Origin of the sequence: Bradyrhizobium sp. DOA9, from assembly GCF_000617845.2 — a bacterium.
Classification (GTDB): domain Bacteria; phylum Pseudomonadota; class Alphaproteobacteria; order Rhizobiales; family Xanthobacteraceae; genus Bradyrhizobium.
Genome location: NZ_DF820425.1, coordinates 1645755 through 1661234 on the forward strand (window position 1 = coordinate 1645755; position 15480 = coordinate 1661234).

Sequence of the window (15480 nt, forward strand, 5' to 3'; positions counted from 1 at the left end):
CGCGAGGAGGAACCCAATGGAATATGCCGGTCGCGAATCCGACCATCTGATGCTGATCACGCCGGAGCGGGTGTTTTATGCAGGCCTGCTCGGCCGGCCCCGCAAGCGGACCCCCGGTTGCTGCCAGATCTATGTCGCCGTGAAGGGCAATCTGCACCTGACGATCGACGACGTTCTCGCCACCGGCGAGCTGTTCGTCACCCTGCCGAACCAGCGGCATTCCATCGCCAGCGACTACCGCACCGCGATCGCCGTGACGCTGGAGCCGGAAACCGTGCCGGATGGCGTGATCGAAGCCTTGGCCGCGCGCCTGACCGGACCCGACCAGGCCGCCTATGCCCGCAAGATCCTCGCCGCCTACGCACTTTTGCGCCAGCGCCGCTATGGCGACATCACCACCGCCGAGTTCGACGAGATGTGCTTCGGCGAGGCGCTGCCGCGCCGCGTGCTCGATCCGCGCGTGATGCGCGCGGTGGCCCGCATCGAGCGCTTCTCCGGCGAGCCGGTGACGGCGGATACCTGCGCCGCTGAAGCCGGCCTCTCGGCGTCACGCTTCCTGCATCTGTTCAAGGAGGAGACCGGCATCTCGTTCCGCTCCTTCCGCGCCTGGAAGCGCGCGCGGCATCTGCTGCACTTCGCCAACCAGGACCTCAACCTCGCCCATCTCGCGCAGGACATCGGCTATCCCGATTCCACGCATTTCAGCCACTCGATCCGCCGCTTCTACGGATTGAAGCCGCGCGCGATCTTCGTCGGCTCGCGCGACCTTGCGATCTATCGCAGCACCGAGACGGTGCGGATGGCGGAGGCGAGCTAGCTCCGCTGCCGTAGGGTGGGCAAAGCGAAGCGTGCCCACCATCTTTGCCAAACACCGAGAGTGGTGGGCACGGCGCTAGAGCGCCTTTGCCCACCCTACGAAAGCTCGCCTTTTCCCAGCTTCTCCGCGCAAGAAGCCGCATCCCCCCGCGTCACATGATCGCAAGCGTTGAATTCTCAACGTGCGAGACATTGAACGCATGAGCGACAAGGCCGTCATCACCTGCGCGCTGAACGGCGTGCTCACCGACCCCAGGCAGCACAACGTGCCTGTCACGCCCGAGCAGATGGCGCGCGAGGCGAGGGCCGCGTTCGAGGCCGGCGCGTCCATCATGCACATCCATCTGCGCCAGCAGGCGCCGGGCAAGGGACATCTGCCGTCCTGGGAGGTCGCGGTCAGCAAGGAGATTCAGCAGGCGATCCGCGAGGCCTGCCCGGGCGTGATCATCAACCACACCTCGGGCGTGTCGGGGCCGAACTATTCGGGCGCGCTCGACTGCATCCGCGAGACTAGGCCGGAGATCGCCGCCTGCAACGCCGGCTCGCTGAATTACCTGAAGGTAAAGGCCGACAACAGCTGGGCCTGGCCGCCGATGATGTTCGACAATGCGGTCGAGAAGGTGAAGGACTATCTCGACGTCATGAACGCGGTCGGCACCATCCCCGAGTTCGAATGCTTCGACGTCGGCATCGTCCGCTGCGTCGGCATGTACACCCAGGTCGGCATGTACAAAGGCCCGCTCGAATATAACTTCGTCATGGGCGTCGCCTCCGGCATGCCCGCCGATCCCGAGCTGCTGCCCATTCTGCTGAAGCTGAAGCGCCCCGAGGCGCATTGGCAGGTCACCGCCATCGGCCGCGAGGAGATCTGGCCGCTGCACCAGCGCTGCGCCGAGCTCGGCGGTCACTTGCGCACCGGCCTCGAGGACACATTCTATCTCGCCGACGGCAAGAAGGTGACGTCGAACGGCCAGCTCATCGAAGCGATCGCTGCCTGCGCAAGGCGCGCCGGCCGCGAGATCGCCAGCCCCGCCGAGGCGCGGAAGATCTTTGGGACGAATCGCTGAACGTAGCCGTCACAGCGAGCGACTTGTCCGCCGAAGCTCGAAGAGCGAAGGCGGAAGCGAAGCAATCCAGAGTCTTTCCACGGATGCAGTCTGGATTGCTTCGTCGCAAGTGCTCCTCGCAATGACGAGCAGGATTGAATGATGTCGACCATCGAAAACACCATTCCCCCCGGCAGCGCCGTCTACCAGGCCAACCGCGACGGCATGCTCGGCCTGATCGACCGCATGCGCGCGCTCGAAGAGCGCACGCGCGCGGCGTCGGCCGCGGCCAAGGACCGCTTCCACAAGCGCGGCCAACTGCTGCCGCGAGAACGTGTTGCCCTGGTGCTCGATCCCGGCGCGCCCTTCATCGAGCTGTCGACGCTGGCCGGCTACATGTTCGACGTGCCGGATGCAGCTAAGAGCGTGCCGGGCGGCGGCGTCATCGCCGGCATCGGCTTCGTCTCGGGCATCCGCTGCATGGTCAGCGCCAGCGATTCCGGCATCGATGCCGGCGCGCTGCAGCCCTACGGCCTCGACAAGACGCTGCGGGTGCAGGAGCTCGCGCTGGAGAACAAGCTGCCTTATGTGCAACTGGTCGAAAGTGCCGGCGCCAATCTCTTGCGCTACCGCGTCGAGGATTTCGTCCGCGGCGGCAACATCTTCCGCAACCTGGCGCGGCTCTCCGCTGCGGGACTGCCGGTCGTCACGGTCACGCACGGCTCCTCCACCGCCGGCGGCGCCTATCAGACCGGGCTCTCCGACTACATCGTCATGGTGCGCGGCCGCACCCGCGCCTTCCTCGCCGGACCCCCGCTGCTGAAAGCCGCGACCGGCGAGATCGCGACCGAGGAAGAGCTCGGCGGCGCCGAGATGCACACGCAAGTGTCCGGCCTCGGCGACTATCTCGCCGAGGACGATCGCGACGCATTGCGCATCGCGCGCGAGATCATGGCCGCGCTGCAATGGGAGCGGCCGGGCAAAGCCTCAGTGCAATTCAAGCCGCCGCGCTATGACCAGGACGAGCTGCTCGGCATCATGCCGATGGACCACAAGCGCCCGGTGGACATGAAACAGGTGATCGCGCGCATCGTCGACGATTCCGATTTCACCGAGATGGCGCCGAATTACGGCCCGGCCACCGTCTGCGGCCATGCCCGCATCGAGGGCCAGGCCATCGGCATCATCACCAATAACGGCCCGCTCGACCCCGCCGGCGCCAACAAGGCGACGCATTTCATCCAGGCCTGCTGCCAGACCCGCACGCCGCTGCTCTATCTCAACAACACCACGGGCTACATGGTCGGCAAGGCCTATGAGGAGGCCGGCATGATCAAGCACGGCTCCAAGATGATCCAGGCGGTGACCTCGGCGACGGTGCCGCAGATCACCATCTATTGCGGCGCCTCGTTCGGGGCAGGCAATTACGGCATGTGCGGCCGCGGCTTCCATCCGCGCTTCTGCTTCTCCTGGCCAAACGCCAAGACCGCGGTGATGGGCGGCGAGCAGGCCGCCGAGACCATGGCGATCGTGACCGAGGCCGCTGCCATCAGGCGCGGCAAGCCGATCGAGAAGGACAAGCTGGACGCGATGAAGGCGCAAATCATCGGCGTGTTCGACGGCCAGATGGATGTGTTCTCCACCAGCGCCCGCGTGCTCGACGATGGCGTGATCGATCCGCGCGACACCCGCGCAGTGCTGTCCGAGGTGCTCGCGATCTGCCGCGAGGGCGATGCGCGCACGCCCCAGCGCATGCAGTTTTCGGTGGCCCGCCCATGAGGAACGGATCAGTGCAGCACCGGCCGTTCTTCAAGGTCCTGGTCGCCAATCGCGGCGAGATCGCGCTGCGCGTGATGCGCAGCGCGCGAAAGCTCGGCCTCGGCGTCGTCGCAGTCTATTCGGATGCGGATCGCGATGCGCTCCATGTGCGCGAGGCCGACCAGGCCGTGCGCATCGGCGAAGCCTTGCCGGCGCAATCCTATCTCGACATTCCCGCGATCATCGCCGCGGCCAAGGCCAGCGGCGCGGATGCCGTTCACCCCGGCTATGGCTTCCTCGCGGAGAACGAGGGGTTTGCGCGGGCCTGCAAGGAGGCCGGCCTCGTCTTCATCGGCCCGTCGCCGCAGGCGATCACGGCGATGGGCAACAAGGCCGGCGCCAAGGAGATCATGACAAAGGCAGGCGTGCCCATCGTGCCCGGCTACCAGGGCGCAGACCAGGGCGACGAGGTCATGCTCGCGGAGGCCAAAGCGATCGGCTTTCCCGTGATGATCAAGGCCGTCGCCGGCGGCGGCGGCCGCGGCATGCGGCTCGTCACCGATGCTGCATCCTTCGGTGATGCGCTGCGCAGCGCGCGGTCGGAGGCGAAGGCCGCGTTCGGCGATCCCACGGTGATCCTGGAACGCGCCATCCAGAATCCCCGGCACATCGAGATCCAGGTGTTCGGCGACAGTCACGGCAACGCCATTCATCTCGGCGAGCGCGATTGCTCGGTGCAGCGGCGGCACCAGAAGCTGATCGAGGAAGCGCCGTCGCCGGCGGTCACGCCGGAGCTGCGCGCCAGGATGGGCGAGGTCGCCGTCGCCGCAGTGAAAGCGCTGCGTTATGAGGGCGCCGGCACGCTGGAATTCCTGCTCGATGCCAGCGGCGCGTTCTACTTCATGGAAATGAACACCCGCCTGCAGGTCGAACATCCCGTCACCGAGGCGATCACCGGGCTCGATCTGGTCGAGCTGCAGCTGCGCGTCGCCCGCGGCGAGCCGCTGCCGATCAAGCAGCAGGACGTCAAATTCTCCGGCCACGCCATCGAGGTACGGCTGTGCTCGGAAGACGCCGCGCAGAATTTCATGCCGCAGTCCGGCCGCATGGCGCGCTGGCAGGTGCCTGACGGCATCCGCGTCGAGCATGCGCTGCAATCGGGCTCGGAGATCCCCGCGTTCTACGATTCGATGATCGCCAAGGTGATCAGCCATGGCACTACGCGCGAGGAGGCGAGGGGGCGGCTGATCGTCGGCCTCGAGCAGCTCACAGCCTTTGGCGTGACGACCAACCAGGCCTTCCTGTTGTCCTGCCTGCGCCATCCCGGCTTTGCCAAAGGTGAAGCGACGACGGCGTTCATCGGTGCCCATCGCGACGAATTGCTGGCGCCGCGGGCAGACGCCGCATTCGATACGACGCTGGCGGGCCTGCTGCTCTACGTCACAAACCCGCATGCGCCGTCGTGGCAGGGCGGGCGGAGTTTATCGGCAACGTTCGCGCTTCCTGCGAAAATCGAGATCGCCGGCCAGACGCACGAGCTCGACGTCACGCGCGAGCGCGACGGCAGCTACACCGTTGCCAGCGACGGCCGCCAGCACAAGTTCGAGATCGACCAGCTCGATCCCGACGCCATCCGCTTCCGCCACGCCGGCGTGATGGAGAGCGCAAAATTCCTGCGCGATGGCGATCGGCTCTACCTCCAGCACCGCGGCATCCCGCTAGGTGTCACCGACCTCACCCTCGCCGCGCCGAAGGCGGCTGCAAGCAATGGCGGCGACGGCAAGGTCCGGGCAGCCATGAACGGCCGCGTCGTCGCCGTGCTGGTGAAGCCCGGCGACCGCGTCACCGCCGGCCAGCCGGTGCTGACGCTGGAGGCGATGAAGATGGAGCATGTCCACAAGGCCGGCATCGACGGCATGGTCGCCGCGATCGGCGTCGCCGAAGGCGAGCAGGTGACGACGGGCCGGATCGTGGCGGAGATCGGGACGGGATAGACTCTCTCGGTCATTGCGAGGAGCGAAGCGACGAAGCAATCCAGACTGCCTCCGTGGAGACAGTCTGGATTACTTCGCTGCGCTCGCAATGACGTCGAAGGGTGTGTCTTCGAATAAGGGCAACGATTTCAATCCGATGCGTCCCCTACCGCAAGCCGGGAGCATTTTTGTTGAACGTTGTTCATTCTCGTGATACAAATATTGAACAATGTTCAATAAGAGGACTCAATATGTTGCGTGCGCGTGACCAAGCTCAATCAGCCAATGTGTTGCTTCCACCGATGTCGCGCCGACCCGAGTTCGACCGCCTCCGAACACGCGAGAAATACCTTATCGGTGCCCTCCTCGTCCTGACGCTCACCGCGCTTCTGGCCCCCGCGATACCCGCCGTCGCCTGGCACATCCCGCATTTCGTCGATAGCCGCACCTGGCTCGGCGTGCCCAACGCCGGCGACGTGCTGAGCAATCTCGCCTTTCTCGCCATGGGCGTCTGGGGCTCGGAGCGGTTGCGCGCCCGCCACGATGCGCCGGTGGGTGCGAGCTGGTTCTTCGTCGGCCTGATCCTCACTTGCCTCGGCTCGGGCTTCTATCATCTCGACCCCGACGTGCCGCAACGGCTCATCGCCGATCGTCTCGGCATGGCGGTGGCGTTCGCAGGATTTCTGGGCATCGCGGCCAGCGAGCGCATCAGCACGCGCGCAGGCGAAACGGTGCTGGTGCTGACGATGGTTGCTGGCCTGTTGGCCGCCTGGGTGGCACGCGAGAATCTCACGCCTTGGGTGGCGGTGCAGTTCGGCGGCATGGCGCTGGCCGTGGGCCTTGCGTTGACACGCCCGCGGCCCGGCGCACTTGGCGTGCCGCTCGGCGGCGTGATCGTCTTTTATGTGCTCGCCAAGCTTTTCGAGCTAGGCGACGTGACCGTGTTCGAAGCCACCGGCCACATGGTTTCGGGCCACACGCTCAAGCATCTGGCTGCGGCGCTGGCGGCGTGGCCGGTGATCCGGACGCTGGGATCCAGGCGGTCTATTCATTAAGCGGTTCGCCGCGGCCTGACGTCTGCTCAAGCCCCGACACTGGCGAAGAAGCAGCAATCTCCCAATGTCGCCGATGGGGCCAGCAGCGGACCTATCGGCACCTAAGGAATTTTCGTCGTCTCGTTCGCCCCGGGGCAATTCCGCTCAGCAAGACATCTCCCTGAAGACTCGAAGCCTCCATCCCTTACTTCGCCAAAACCTGCCGATCAAAAGCGATAGTTCATGCCGACCCGAGCGATGTCGAAGGTTGGCTTGATATCGACATGGGTGGCGATGACACCGGTCAATCCGGCCGGCGATTGAAGCGAGCCAGTTAAGTTGTAGCCGTTGGTGCCGAAGCCCATGTGCAGATACTCGCCCTTGACGGACCAGCCCGCTCCCAAGGCATATTCGATACCGCCGCCAATCGCGTAGCCTACCAGCACGGCGCTGTTAGAAACGTTCATAGAACCGAGCGGTCCATAGGTCAGCGGGAACAGGCTGGTGGGAATACTGCCCGTAGCATTCTCGCTCAACTTGGTCTCAGCCAACGCAATGCCGCCAGTCGCGTAAAGTAATGCCGGCCCGAACGCATAACCCACTCGGCCACGGAAGGTCGCATACCAATCGGTGCTGACGGAAGCGCCGCCGCTGAAGTTGCCGCCGACGGCGGCAAGAACGGGAATAGCCGAGTTGCCGGTGCTGACCTTCGAATTGATATACTGCCAATCAGCTTCGACGCCGAGCACTGTCTGCTGGATCTGCCAAGCGTAGCCGGTTTGAATGCCGGCGGTGACCCCGTTGCCGTTGCCGGATACAGCGTTGAAGCCGAAGGGGGCCGAACCGCCATTCGTGTTCACGAATGTCCCGGTGCTATTTGAGGCTCCGTAGTTGCCCCAGCCATAGCCAACATTGCCGCCAATATAGAAGCCTGTCCAGTTGCCGACCTGTTGGGCCGGTATTTTCGTCGGCATACGGACTGGCGTCAGATCGGCAGCCTGAGCCGTGATCTGGCCGAAGGCGAGAAGTGAAGTCGCGAAAACCAGTGTCCTCATATCGATCTCCTGCGATTAATGCGCAACCGGCGCGAGAATATCCATGGTTCATCTAACCAAGCCGCGCAGAAGCTTGAAATGTCATCTGGGCAACAGCCAAACATTTTCACTGATTTCAGTTTGCTCCGACGTGGTCTGCCCCGCGCGCCGCGCAAATGATGGCGCGTCGTTGGTTTGATTTCACCATTTGCCGCGCGGGTTCTCCGGGCGACGAAGGGCCTTGGAGATACGCGAGATCCCATCACGCGCCGGTAGGACGGCTCCCTTGTCGGCTTCGGGTCAAAAGCGCTAACGCTTCGCGCAGCAGAAGACCTCCGCGCCCTTCTCAAAAACTGACATTGCTTTTATGAGGACACGCCCTAGTGGCCTCGCCCCGTGCCGTCATTGAGCAGGCACGCCACCTGATGCCCGTCGCCGGCATCCAGCAGCGCCGGGCGCTCGGTCTTGCACCGATCCATCGCAAACCGGCAGCGGGTGTGGAATGCGCAGCCTGACGGCGGGTTGACCGGGCTCGGCACGTCGCCGTCGACCAGCGGTGCGAGCTTCTTCGCCAGCGGATTGGCGATCGGCACCGAGGCGAGCAGGGCTTGGGTGTAGGGATGCCGGGGATTGCGGAACAGCTCGTCCTTGTCGGCGATCTCGACGATGCGGCCGAGATACATCACGGCGACGCGGTGGCTGATATGGGCAACCACCGCAAGGTCGTGCGCGATGAAGAGATAGGAGAAGCCGTGCTGCCGCTGCAGGTCGATCAACAAATTGATCACCTGCGCCTGGATCGAGACGTCGAGCGCGGAGACCGGCTCGTCGCAGACGATCAGACGCGGCCCCAGCGCCAGCGCGCGGGCGATGCAGATGCGCTGGCGCTGGCCGCCGGAGAATTGATGCGGAAAATTGCGCATCTGGTCGGGCCGCAAACCCACCTGCTCGAACAGCCTTGCGACCCGCGCCTCCAGCGCCTTGCCGGTCGCAAGCCCATGCACGGCGAGCGGCTCGCCGACGATGTCGCCTGCGGTCATGCGCGGATTGAGCGAGGCGAAAGGGTCCTGGAACACGATCTGCATCGAGCGGCGATGCGGCCGCAGCGCGGTCTTCGACAGATGCGTGATGTCCTCGCCGTCGAGGCGGATCTGCCCCGAGGTCGGCTCGACCAGCCGCAGCACGCTGCGCGCCACCGTGGATTTGCCGCAGCCGGATTCGCCGACGAGGCCGAGCGTCTCGCCGGTGCCAAGCGCGAACGAGACGCCGTCGACCGCGTGCACGGTGCCGACCTGTCTTCGCAGCACCCCGGCGCGCACGGGATAATGCTTCTTGAGGTCGGTGACTTCGAGCAGCGCCTCGGTCATGCCACCTCCGCCACTTCTTCGGCGCGCCAGCAGGCGGCGAGATGGCCGCCGCCCCAATCCGCCAGCGGCGGATATTCGGCCTCGCAACGCTTGATGGCGAGCTTGCAGCGCGGCGCGAAGGCGCAGCCTTGCGGCAGCCGCACCAGCGACGGCACCGTGCCGGGGATTTCGTTCAGCCGCGCCGGCGCGGGCACGCCGGAGGCCGGAACAGTCGGGATCGAGGCCATCAGCCCGCGCGTATAGGGATGCTTCGGCGCGGCGAACAGCGCCTCGACGCCGGCTTCCTCGACCTTCCGCCCCGCATACATCACGATCACGCGTTGCGCGGTCTGCGCGACCACGCCGAGATCATGCGTGATCAGCACCAGCCCGGTGCCGAGCTCTTTCTGGAGGTCGAGGATCAGCGCCAGGATCTGCGCCTGGATGGTGACGTCGAGCGCGGTGGTCGGCTCGTCCGCGATCAGGAGCGCCGGTCGGCACGCCAACGCCATCGCGATCATCGCGCGCTGGCGCATGCCGCCGGAGAGCTGGTGCGGATATTCGCGCGCCCGCCGCGCCGGCTCGGGGATGCGCACCAGCCGCAGCATCTCGACGGCGATATCTTGCGCTTGTTTCGACGAGATGTTCCGGTGCAGCCGCACCGCCTCGACGATCTGGTCGCCGATCCGCATCACCGGATTGAGCGAGGTCATCGGCTCCTGGAAGATCATGGAGATGCGGTTGCCCCGGACGCTGCGCATCTCTGTCTCATCCAGCGCCAGCAGCTCGGTGCCTTCCAGCGAGACGGAGCCGCCGACGATACGGCCCGGCGGATCGGGCACGAGGCGCATCAGCGACAGCGCGGTCACGCTCTTGCCGCAGCCGGATTCGCCGACGATCGCCAGCGTTTCGCCGCGCCTCACGCTGAAGGAGAGGTCGTCGACCGCCTTGAACAGGCCGGAATTGGTGAAGAACACCGTCTTCAGGTTCTTCACGTCGAGCACGAGATCGGTCTTGTCCGCCATCAGCCGCGCTGCCTCGGATCCAGGATGTCACGCAAGGCGTCGCCGAACAGATTGGCGCCGAACACGGCGAGGCTGATCGCTATCCCGGGGAAGATCACCAGCCAAGGCGCGGTGCGGACATATTCGGCGGCGGATTCGGACAGCATGCGCCCCCATGACGGGTAGGGCTCGGGAATGCCGAGGCCGAGGAAGGAGAGCGAGGCCTCGGTCAGGATGGTCGAGCCGAGCTGGGCGGTCGCCAGCACGATCAGCGGCGCCAGCGTGTTCGGCAGCACGTGGCGCAGCGCGATCCGCATCTCGCTCATGCCGATCGACTTGGCGGCCTCGACGAACGGCTGCTCGCGCAGCGCCAGCGTATTGGCGCGGATGACGCGCGCCACCGTCGGGATCAGCGGAATGGCGATGGCGATGATCACGTTCGGCAGCGACGGACCGAGCGCGGCCGTCATCACCAGCGCCAGCACCAAGAGCGGCAGCGCCTGCAGCACGTCGGAGACGCGCTGGAACACCAGATCGACCCAGCCCGAGAGATAGCCGGAGGTGAGGCCGACGATCACGCCGATGCTGCCGCCGAGCACGGTCGAGCCGATGCCGACCGCGAGCGAGATCCGCGCGCCATGGATGATGCGGCTGAACACGTCGCGGCCGAAGGAATCGGTGCCCATCCAGTGCGCCAGGCTCGGGCGCGCCAGCGCGCGGGCGGAATCGACCGTCAGCGGATCATAGCGCGCGATGACGTCGGCGAAGATCGCCGTCAGCACGAACAGCGTCATGATGACGAGCCCGGCCGCGCCGAGCACGTGCCGCTGCGCCATGAACAGCACGCGCCGCCACCCCCCGGTCGCATGTGCCCCGGCCCGCCTCAGCTCAACCTCGAAGTCAATCGCGGCCATCGGCGGCTCCGCAGGCAGGTGCACCTCTCCCCACCGGGGAGAGGTCGGCGCGTAGCGCCGGGTGAGGGGGCTCAGGTCCCAGGACGAAGTGTAACCCCTCACCCGAATTGCATCTTGCGATGCAATCCGACCTCTCCCTACGGGAGAGGTGGAGCACCGCCGTCGCGTCAGATTGTTCCAACCCCATGCCCCTAATCCGTGTACCTGATCCGCGGATCGAACACCGCGTAGAGCATGTCGACGGTGAAATTGGCGAACACCACCACGACCGCGATGAACATCACGAGGTTCTGCACGATCGGATAGTCGCGCCAGCGGATCGCCTCGACCAGGAAGCGCGCGACGCCGGGGATGTTGAACACGGTCTCGGTGACGATCAGGCCGCCGATCAGGAACGCCGCCTCGATGCCGATCACGGTGATGACCGGCAGGATCGCGTTCTTCAGCGCGTGGTGGTAGTTCACCGCCGCGTCAGAGGCGCCCTTGGCGCGGGCGGTGCGGATGTAGTCCTGCCGCAGCACCTCCAGCATCGAGGAGCGCGTGATGCGCATGGTCAGCGCCGCGCTGCGGAAGCCGACGGCGGCAGCCGGCACGGCATAGGTCGCGAACGCCTCGAGCCACGTCTTCGGATTGGGATTGAAGATCGGCATCTGGCCGAACATCGCCACCGACGCGGTGAGGATCAGAAGGCCGAGCCAGAACGAGGGCAGCGACAATCCGCTGAGGCTGACGACGCGAAGCGCGTAGTCGAGCTTGGTGCCCTGCTTCACCGCGCTGATGACGCCGAGCGGAATGCCGATCGAGGCCGAGAACAGCAGGGCGAGTCCGGCGAGCTTTGCCGTGATCGGAATCCGCGGCAGGATTTCCTGCAGCGCCGGCTTTTCCGAGACATAGGAGAAGCCGAAATCGCCGCGCAGGAAGCCGCTGATCCAGTGCCAATATTGCACGATCAAGGGACGGTCGATGCCGAGCTCCTTCTCCAGATTGGCCTTGTCGGCAGGATCGACGTAGCCGGCGGCGGCGAACAGGATGTCGACGATGTTGCCCGGCACGATGCGCAGCAGGAAGAAGATGACGACCGAGATCCCGAACAGGGTCACGAGCATCAGGAACAGGCGCCGCACCAGATAGGCAAACATGCATCGCCCTCCGCGCTAAAGCATGATCCGGAAAAGTGCGAAGCGGTTTTCCGGAAAGATCATGCGCAAACAATAGGCCCGCGCGTTACTTGTCGAGCCACACATCCTCGTAGCGGAAGCCGTTATAGGAGCTGTTCGACATGATCGTGACGCCCTTGACGTGGGGATGCCAGCAGGTGCCGGCCCGGGCATGGAAGATGATCGGGCGGGCGACGTCCTCCTGCAGCTTCTTGTCGATGTCCCAGACCAGCGGCCTGCGCTTGCCGAGGTCGGTCTCCTGCGACTGCACGTCGAACAGCTTCTCGATCTCCTTGTTGCAGTAATTGGTGTAGTTCCGTTCCGAGCCGCAGGCATAGTTCTCGTAGAACGACTGGTCGGGATCGTCGACGGCATTGCCGGTCAGGTTGAGGCCGAGCATGTAATCCTTGCGCGCGACCTTCGGGAACCAGTTCGCGGTTTCGACGACATCGAGCTCGCCGTCGATATAGATGCTCTTGAGCTGGTCGATCAGGATCACGGCGGGGTCGCGATATTCGGCGATGTTGCGGGTCGAGACTTTCACGGCGAGGCGCTTGTCCGGACCGTAGCCCGCCTTCTGCATCAGCTTCCTGGCTTCCTCGCGGTTGGCGTTGATGTCGCGGCCATAGCCCGGAATGGTCTCCAGCTTCTCCTTCGGCATGCCCCAGATGCCCTGCGGCGGCGGCAGCATGGTGCCGCCGATGTCGCCCTGGCCTTCGAACAGGATGTCGATGAACGCCTTGCGGTCGAGCGCGAGCGCCATCGCCCGGCGGATGTCGATGTTGTCGAACGGCGCGGAGGTCGAATTGACGATGATGTTGGTCGAGACGTTGGTCGGCTCGACGACGCAAGTCGCGTTCGGCGCCTGCGTCTTGATGTCCTTCAAGAGCGGGATCGTGATGTGCGTCGGAAAGGTCATGTCGAACTTGCCGGCGACGAAGGCCAGGATCGCGGTCGAGCGGTTGGTGATGATGGTGTACTCGATGCCGTCGAGATAGGGCAGGCCCTTCTTCCAATAGTCCGGATTGCGCGTCAGCTTGATGGACTCGTTGGCCTTGAACTCGACGAACTTGAACGGTCCGGTCCCGATCGGATGGGTGCGCATGTCCCCCGGCGAGACGTGACAGGGATAGACCGGCGTGTAGCCGGAGGCGAGCATCGCCAGCAGCGAGGGCTGCGGCCGCTTCAGGTCGAAGGTAACCTCGAACTCGCCGTTGGTCGTGACCTCGTTGACCTCGCTGTACCAGGCCTTGCGCGGATTCTGCCGCAGCTTCTGCTGCGACTTGCCCATCAGCAGATCGAAGCTGCATTTGACGTCGGCCGAGGTGAACGGCTTGCCGTCGTGCCATTTCACGCCCTGGCGCAGCTTGAACGTCAGCTTCTTGTTGTCGCTGCTCCACGACCAGCTTTCGGCGAGGTCCGGCCGCAAAGTATCGGGGGTGTTCTGCGCGATGTGCTGATCGTAGACGAGGAGATTGTTGAACACTCCCATGAAGGGAATGTTGATCGAATAGGTCGCGCCTTCGAGGATCGAGGCGTTGGCCGGACTGTCGCGGTGATACATCCGCAAGATGCCGCCCTGCTTGGGCTCGCCGGCGAGTGTGACGGTCGAGGCCGTCAGCACAGATAGCGCCGCCATTGCGGCGAGCGCCCACACGCTCCGCATGCTCATCCTCCCTGGACCTTCCGCCTTTGCGGCCTGTTTGTCCGGACGATAGCACGCAAGCGGGCGGAGGCAACCGCTAAGGCCACAGGCCGCCTCGACACTTCGGATGACGGAAGGCCGCACTTGCTTCTCGCACGATGTGAGAGTGCAGTGCGAAGGGCTCGCGCGCGGGAAGCGCCCTCACACGATCCGCGAAGCCTTGTTCCCCCAGTAGCGGTCCCGCAGCAGCCGCTTGTAGAGCTTGCCGGTCGGCAGCCGCGGCAATTCCTTCTCGAAATCGACCGAGCGCGGCACCTTCTGCCGCGACAGCGATGTGGCGCAGAACGCGATCAGCTCCTCGGCGAGGGCAGGCCCCGGCATCACGCCCGGCATCGGCTGCACCACCGCCTTCACCTCTTCGCCGAGATCGGCATTGGGCACGCCGAACACGGCGGCGTCGGCGACCTTGGGATGGGTGATCAGCAGGTTCTCGCATTCCTGCGGATAGATGTTCACCCCGCCGGAGATGATCATGAAGGTGGCGCGATCTGTCAAATAGAGGAAGCGGTCGGCATCGACATAGCCGACATCGCCGACCGTGCTCATGCTGCCGTCGGCAGAGCGCGCCTCCCTGGTCTTCTCCGGGTCGTTGAAATATTCGAACGGCGTTGCCGTCTTGAACCAGACCTGGCCGGGCGTGCCGGTCGGGCATTCCCGCATATTCTCGTCGAGAATATGCAGATCGCCCAGCAGCACCTTGCCGACGGTGCCGCGATGCTTAAGCCATTCCTCGCTGTTGCAGGCGGTGAAGCCGAGGCCTTCGGTCGCGCCGTAATATTCGTGGATGATCGGTCCCCACCATCTGATCATCTCGTCCTTGACCTGGGGCGGGCAGGGCGCGGCGGCGTGGATCGCGATCTCGAGCGAGGACAGGTCGTAGCGGGCGCGCACCTCCTCCGGCAATTTCAGCATGCGCGAGAACATCGTCGGCACCAGCTGCGTGTGGGTGATGCCCCATTGCTGGACCAGTTGCAGGTAACGCTCGGGATCGAAGCTCTCCATGATGATCACGGTGCCGCCCATGCGGATCGTGAGGTTCACGGCGGCCTGCGGCGCCGAATGATAGAGCGGCGCCGGCGACAGATAGACCATGCCCTCGCGGTAGTGCCAGAGCTTGGTGAGGAAATCGAACAGCGGCAGATTGTGCTTCGGCTTCTCCTCCGGCAGCGGGCGCAAGATGCCCTTCGGCCGTCCCGTCGTGCCGGAGGAATAGAGCATGGCGGTGCCGAGCCATTCATCTTCGATCGGCGTTGCCGGCAGGCCGGCGGTCACCTCCGCAAGGCCAACGATGCGCTCGCTCTCGGTGGGGCCGTCGGCGACGATGCAGAGCTTGATGTCGGGGCAGGCCTTGATCGCCTCGCGCGCGATGGCGAGCTTGGCCGTCGAGGTGATCAAGATCTTCGACTGGCTGTTGACGAGGAGATAGGCGAGCTCGCCCGGCGTCAGGAAGGAGTTGATGCAGGTGTAGTAGAGACCCGAGCGCTCGCCCGCGCCGCAGGCTTCGAGATAGCGCGCATTGTTCTCCATGAAGATCGAGTAATGGTCGAGCCGCTTCAAGCCGTGCTTGCGGAGCAGATGCGCCAGGCGGTTGCTGCGCGCCTCCAGCTCGCGATAGGTGACGGCCTCGCCGCTTCCCGCCATGATGAAGGCGGGCTGCAGCGGGCGCAGGCGGGCGTGGTGACCTGTGTACATC

Annotated in this window: 12 protein-coding genes; 5 read left to right on the forward strand and 7 right to left on the reverse strand. The window is 65.0% G+C overall.

What is annotated here, in order from left to right; translation table 11 throughout:
- Positions 1–16: 16 nt before the first annotated feature.
- The 5 genes from BDOA9_RS07585 (at position 17) to BDOA9_RS07605 (ending at position 6648) form a co-directional block, all read left to right on the forward strand.
- Positions 17–817, forward strand: a complete 801-nt coding sequence (locus BDOA9_RS07585; RefSeq protein ID WP_025033340.1) for a helix-turn-helix domain-containing protein — start codon at positions 17–19, stop codon at positions 815–817.
- Positions 818–1016: 199 nt separating this feature from the next.
- A complete protein-coding gene (locus BDOA9_RS07590) occupies positions 1017–1883 on the forward strand; it encodes a 3-keto-5-aminohexanoate cleavage protein (RefSeq protein WP_025033341.1) in 867 nt (288 codons plus the stop codon).
- Positions 1884–2024: 141 nt separating this feature from the next.
- Positions 2025–3641: an acyl-CoA carboxylase subunit beta gene (locus tag BDOA9_RS07595; RefSeq protein ID WP_025033342.1), complete on the forward strand. Its 1617-nt coding sequence runs from the start codon at positions 2025–2027 to the stop codon at positions 3639–3641.
- Positions 3638–5614: an acetyl-CoA carboxylase biotin carboxylase subunit gene (locus tag BDOA9_RS07600; protein ID WP_025033343.1), complete on the forward strand. Its 1977-nt coding sequence runs from the start codon at positions 3638–3640 to the stop codon at positions 5612–5614. The genes BDOA9_RS07595 and BDOA9_RS07600 overlap by 4 nt, the downstream gene beginning before the upstream one ends.
- A gap of 170 nt (positions 5615–5784) precedes the next feature.
- The gene (locus BDOA9_RS07605; RefSeq protein ID WP_244521456.1) at positions 5785–6648 is read left to right on the forward strand and encodes a hypothetical protein; all 864 of its coding nucleotides are present in this window, start codon (positions 5785–5787) and stop codon (positions 6646–6648) included.
- A 206-nt stretch (positions 6649–6854) separates the two neighbouring features.
- Here the strand turns inward: BDOA9_RS07605 and BDOA9_RS07610 are convergent, their stop codons facing one another.
- The 7 genes from BDOA9_RS07610 to BDOA9_RS07640 all read right to left on the reverse strand — a co-directional run bounded on the left by BDOA9_RS07610 (position 6855) and on the right by BDOA9_RS07640 (position 15479).
- Complete coding sequence (locus tag BDOA9_RS07610; RefSeq protein ID WP_025033345.1) at positions 6855–7682, reverse strand: outer membrane protein; 828 nt, start codon at positions 7680–7682, stop codon at positions 6855–6857.
- A 359-nt stretch (positions 7683–8041) separates the two neighbouring features.
- Complete coding sequence (locus BDOA9_RS07615; protein ID WP_025033346.1) at positions 8042–9028, reverse strand: ABC transporter ATP-binding protein; 987 nt, start codon at positions 9026–9028, stop codon at positions 8042–8044.
- Positions 9025–10032, reverse strand: coding sequence for an ABC transporter ATP-binding protein (locus BDOA9_RS07620; protein WP_025033347.1), 1008 nt, complete (start codon positions 10030–10032; stop codon positions 9025–9027). Before BDOA9_RS07620 ends, BDOA9_RS07615 begins: the two co-directional genes overlap by 4 nt.
- Positions 10032–10925, reverse strand: a complete 894-nt coding sequence (locus BDOA9_RS07625) for an ABC transporter permease (RefSeq protein ID WP_025033348.1) — start codon at positions 10923–10925, stop codon at positions 10032–10034. The genes BDOA9_RS07620 and BDOA9_RS07625 overlap by 1 nt, the downstream gene beginning before the upstream one ends.
- Positions 10926–11116: 191 nt before the next feature.
- Complete coding sequence (locus tag BDOA9_RS07630) at positions 11117–12064, reverse strand: ABC transporter permease (RefSeq protein WP_025033349.1); 948 nt, start codon at positions 12062–12064, stop codon at positions 11117–11119.
- Between the two features lie 85 nt (positions 12065–12149).
- On the reverse strand, positions 12150–13748 hold the full coding sequence (locus BDOA9_RS07635; protein ID WP_025033350.1) for an ABC transporter substrate-binding protein: 1599 nt from the start codon (positions 13746–13748) through the stop codon (positions 12150–12152).
- Positions 13749–13928: 180 nt separating this feature from the next.
- Positions 13929–15479, reverse strand: a complete 1551-nt coding sequence (locus tag BDOA9_RS07640; RefSeq protein ID WP_025033351.1) for an AMP-binding protein — start codon at positions 15477–15479, stop codon at positions 13929–13931.
- Position 15480: the final 1 nt, after the last annotated feature.

Coding starts and splice junctions, on each gene's coding strand:
- BDOA9_RS07630 (WP_025033349.1), bottom strand. CDS start 12,064: ATGTTTGCCTATCTGGTGCGGCGCCTGTTCCTGATGCTCGTGACCCTG.
- BDOA9_RS07610 (WP_025033345.1), bottom strand. CDS start 7,682: ATGAGGACACTGGTTTTCGCGACTTCACTTCTCGCCTTCGGCCAGATC.
- BDOA9_RS07615 (WP_025033346.1), bottom strand. CDS start 9,028: ATGACCGAGGCGCTGCTCGAAGTCACCGACCTCAAGAAGCATTATCCC.
- BDOA9_RS07635 (WP_025033350.1), bottom strand. CDS start 13,748: ATGCGGAGCGTGTGGGCGCTCGCCGCAATGGCGGCGCTATCTGTGCTG.
- BDOA9_RS07625 (WP_025033348.1), bottom strand. CDS start 10,925: ATGGCCGCGATTGACTTCGAGGTTGAGCTGAGGCGGGCCGGGGCACAT.
- BDOA9_RS07585 (WP_025033340.1), top strand. CDS start 17: ATGGAATATGCCGGTCGCGAATCCGACCATCTGATGCTGATCACGCCG.
- BDOA9_RS07590 (WP_025033341.1), top strand. CDS start 1,017: ATGAGCGACAAGGCCGTCATCACCTGCGCGCTGAACGGCGTGCTCACC.
- BDOA9_RS07640 (WP_025033351.1), bottom strand. CDS start 15,479: ATGTACACAGGTCACCACGCCCGCCTGCGCCCGCTGCAGCCCGCCTTC.
- BDOA9_RS07620 (WP_025033347.1), bottom strand. CDS start 10,032: ATGGCGGACAAGACCGATCTCGTGCTCGACGTGAAGAACCTGAAGACG.
- BDOA9_RS07600 (WP_025033343.1), top strand. CDS start 3,638: ATGAGGAACGGATCAGTGCAGCACCGGCCGTTCTTCAAGGTCCTGGTC.
- BDOA9_RS07595 (WP_025033342.1), top strand. CDS start 2,025: ATGTCGACCATCGAAAACACCATTCCCCCCGGCAGCGCCGTCTACCAG.